Below are 4,133 nucleotides of genomic sequence, written 5' to 3'. Positions count from 1 at the left end.
TGCCCCCGGTACCGTTGAAAAAGGAAAGGTATATTACACCATCAACAATACGGAACTGTGGGCCATCCTGAAAGATTGCACCGAAAAGAAACTGCTGCCAGGTAAGGACGTAGGCATTCTTTCGCATAATGACGACATGGTGAAAGAAATCATTTGTAATGGTATCACTACCTATTCCACTGATTTTAGACTCATGGGCGAAAAAGCAGCTACTTTTGTATTGAATAGAGAAAAGATCCGCGAAATAATACCAACAGTTTTAATCAGAAGAAAATCTTTATAGCAGTTAATGCATATTTCAACCATTATAAGTTTTATTGTTTTTGTGGTGATCGTAACGGTGTTGTCATGGTACATCACCAGGAAACACCAGATGAAAACAGCGTCAGATGTATTTCTGGGCAGCCGTAGTTTAAACTGGGTAGTGATTGGAGGGGCGCTGTTCATGACGAATATCAGTGCCAACCAGTTTATTGGTGAAAACGAGTCGGTGTTTATGAATAACATGTCTATCATGGCATGGGGCGTCACCTCCGTTTTTGCGATGCTTTTCGTCAGCGAATTTTTTATGCCGGTATACCTGCGTATAGGCGCGGTCACCACACCAGATTTCCTGGCGGTACGGTATGATCATACCACTAAAAAAATTGTGTCAGTGGTATTCCTGGTCAGCTACCTGGTAAATCTCATCCCGGCAGTCCTGTATGGAGGCGCCGTAGCATTCAACGGGATCTTTCACCTCAATGAAATATTACACATCAGTTACTGGTCTACCATCTGGTTGCTGGCCTGCCTGATTGCCGTGATAGGGTATTTGTATAATGTACTCGGTGGACTGAAGGTGATCACCATGTCGGATACGGTCCTGGGCGCAGGCATGATTGCCGGTGGTTTACTATTGCCCTACTTCGGATTTAAATACCTGGGCCACGGCGATGTAACGGAAGGACTACGCATGGTACTCGGAACCGACACCAGTCATTTAAACGCGATCGGCAACAAACACGATGCGGTTCCTTTCTCTACTATTTTCACTGGCATGCTGCTGGTGAATATTTATTACTGGGGCATGGAACAATTCATTGTACAGCAGGCACTGGGTTCGGTGAACCTGGAACAGAGCCAGAAAGGCATCGCACTGGCCTGTTTATGTAAACTGTTGTCGCCCTTAATGCTCAACATTCCCGGACTCATAGCCGTGCATTTATATTTGCATCCGGAAAGTACCGCGGAAATTTTCCCGAGACTGGCGGCGGATGTCCTGCCACCGGTGTATACGGGCCTGATTGCGGCCGTCGTATTTGGTGCGGCACTCAGTACCTTTAATGCCGGATTGAGTAGTGCCGGCACACTCTTTACCATGAACCTGTACAAGCCTTACATGACTGAAAAGAAGGGTGGGGTAACGGATAAAAAACTGCTCAGCACCACCTGGATCTTCCAGATCATTGTGATACTGATCGGTATTGGTATTGCCCCTTTTATCATGTTGTTCAAAGGAGGCTTTTATAATTATATACAGATGCTGTCCGGTTTTTTCAGTATTCCTATCTTCACCATCATGATCGTAGGAATGGCCACCAGACGCATTCCTGCCATGGCCGCCAAAGTAGGATTGGCCTTCTTTTTTGTGGCGAATATATTTTTTCAACTGATCCTGGACACCGGATTACACTATCTGCATTTGTTGGCGATCCTTTTTGTTGTCACCGCCATCCTGATGCTGATCATAGGTAAAATATGGCCAATGGAGGTTCCCTATACGCCTGTCAGCACATCAGATCTGGTAATGCAGCCCTGGAAGCACCGGCACTGGTACAGTGCTGTATTGCTAGTATTGATGGTGTTGTTGTTCCTGCTTTTTTCCCCCATGGGACTGGCCAAATAAATAAATCATAAATAACGAACGATAATGGTGTTGTCTTTTAAGTACGGCAGATATACACTTTCTGCTATGGCGCTGCTTTGTCTTGCTACCCGTTTATCCGCGCAGTCCTCCGCGGATGTAAAGCAGATTCCTTTCGGTAAAAATAACCGGATCACCTATGATTTGCATTCCGGGAAATACAGTGTATCGGTGAATGGTACAATCATGATCAAAGAAGCGTTTAGCTGGTATGAAGACGCCCGGCAGCCCGATACTGCAAAGATCCGCCGCAGCTTTACCATAGCGCCTCTAAAAGACCGGTTCGGCACAGGCAAACAATACGCGATCACGTCTCTCGAAAATGGTATCACAAAACAACAACTGTTTTATGTGTACAACGGAGACAATGGTTTTTATACCGCCCTCGTACTACGTGGTGCAGGCGCCCGTTCCCGTTCCATGAGCCCACTCACCACCACAGCGTTGCAGTTGCCCGGGAACGATACCATCCGCGCGGTACACGTACCTTTTGATAACGATGCCTGGGTGAAATACAGTGCAGTAAATCTTCCGGCCGCCGCCTTCACCAGTGCAGAAGTAACTGCGTTGTATAATACTGCCAACAACAATGGCCTCGTCATCGGCGCTGTAGAGCATAACGACTGGAAAACAGGTATTGCCCTGAAAGGTGCCACGGCACAAACAACAGGGCTGTCTGTGATCGCTGGCTGGACGGATAGCACCGGTACCCGCGATCGGATACGGCATGGCATCGTTACAGTAGGCGATACGCTCTGCGCCTCTCCTAAAATATATGTATTGCCGGCCAACGACTGGAGAACCGGCATGGAGCAATATGCTAAGGCCAACCGCCTGGCAGAACCCCGCTATATTTTTAACTGGACCGCCGCCAAGCCTTTTGGCTGGAATAGCTGGGGAAGCCTGCAAACAAAATTATCGCTCGCCAAAGCTAAAACGGTGGTCGACTTCTTTGCAGATTCCTGTAAAGGATTCCGCAACGCTGATCATACCTTGTACATAGATCTGGACTCTTACTGGGATAACCTCAATACCGGCGGTATGACCGGCGATTTCAGTCAGCTCGAAGCTTTCAGTGCTTACTGTAAATCCAAAGGATTTAAACCCGGTATTTACTGGGCGCCTTTTGTTGACTGGGGAAAATCCCCCCGCAAAGTAGAAGGCAGTCAGTATAATTATCAGGACGCCTGGACCAAAGTAAACGGACAATACCATGAGATGGATGGCGCCAGGGCAATGGACCCTACGCATCCCGCCACGAGGGAAAGAATCGCCTTCCTTATCAAACGCTTTAAAGATGCCGGCTTTGAAATGATCAAAATAGATTTTATTGGTCATGCTGCCATTGAAGCAGATCACTTCTATGATCCTACGGTTCATACAGGTATGCAGGCGTTCAGAAAGGGGATGGAATACCTGGTAGATCAGCTGGATGGGAAGATGCTGGTATATGCCGCCATTTCGCCTAATATGGCCACTGGCAGGTATGTACACACCCGCCGCATTGCCTGCGATGCTTTTAAGAACATAGATGAAACCGCCTATACGCTGAATGGTACCAGCTATGGCTGGTGGCAAAACTGGCTGTATGATTTTGCTGATGCGGATCATGTGGTGTTTGAAGGCGCCACTGCCGGTGCCAACAAAGCACGGTTATTATCCGGCATCATTACCGGCACCCTCATTACCGGCGATGATTTTTCTGTGTATAGCCACGCATCTGAAGCTGCTAAACAGCTCCTGCAAAATCAGGACCTGCTGGCCGTAGCCCGCCAGGGAGGGGTGTTTCAACCGGTGGATCATCACATCAGAGAGCAGTCATCCAACATTTTTGTAAAAAAATCCGGGAGATATACTTATGTGGCGGTCATCAACTATGCACAAACCGCTGCCACTTTTTCTCTTGCCCTCCAACAGGCGGGCTTGTCAGCAAAGGAAGTGTATATGGCAAAAGAATTATTCTCCGGAAAAATATCTACCCAAAGTAATACCATGCAAATATCACTGCCTCCTGCTGATGCTGTGATTTATCAACTGATCCGAAACAAATAGCCAGATAAACCGGGGCTGCGAGGTCCCGGTTTATTTTCCCCCGGCAACCCCGATGATATTTCCTAACTTTCCTTTATCTTTATAAAGAATGTTTGATCCCATAGACCCCGCAAAGAAGGTTAGTTGTATAAATAGACGATAGATATATTTAATCCTTTATAAACCCTCATTATGA

At 47.1% G+C, this 4,133-nt stretch carries 2 protein-coding genes and 1 pseudogene; all 3 read left to right on the top strand.

The window, feature by feature from the left end:
* Nucleotides 1-283: pseudogene (locus VIP81_RS25880) on the top strand (GntR family transcriptional regulator); the annotation flags it as partial.
* A gap of 6 nt (nt 284-289) precedes the next feature.
* Nucleotides 290-1,888 carry a solute:sodium symporter family transporter gene (locus VIP81_RS25875; protein ID WP_331968062.1) on the top strand — a complete coding sequence of 533 codons (1,599 nt, stop codon included), beginning with the start codon at nt 290-292 and terminating at the stop codon, nt 1,886-1,888.
* Between the two features lie 24 nt (nt 1,889-1,912).
* Complete coding sequence (locus VIP81_RS25870) at nt 1,913-3,958, top strand: hypothetical protein (protein WP_331968059.1); 2,046 nt, start codon at nt 1,913-1,915, stop codon at nt 3,956-3,958.
* Nucleotides 3,959-4,133 lie beyond the last annotated feature (175 nt).

It is taken from the genome of Chitinophaga sp. (assembly GCF_036566945.1).
GTDB lineage: Bacteria > Bacteroidota > Bacteroidia > Chitinophagales > Chitinophagaceae > Chitinophaga.
This window is presented reverse-complemented; position numbering and strand designations above follow the sequence as displayed.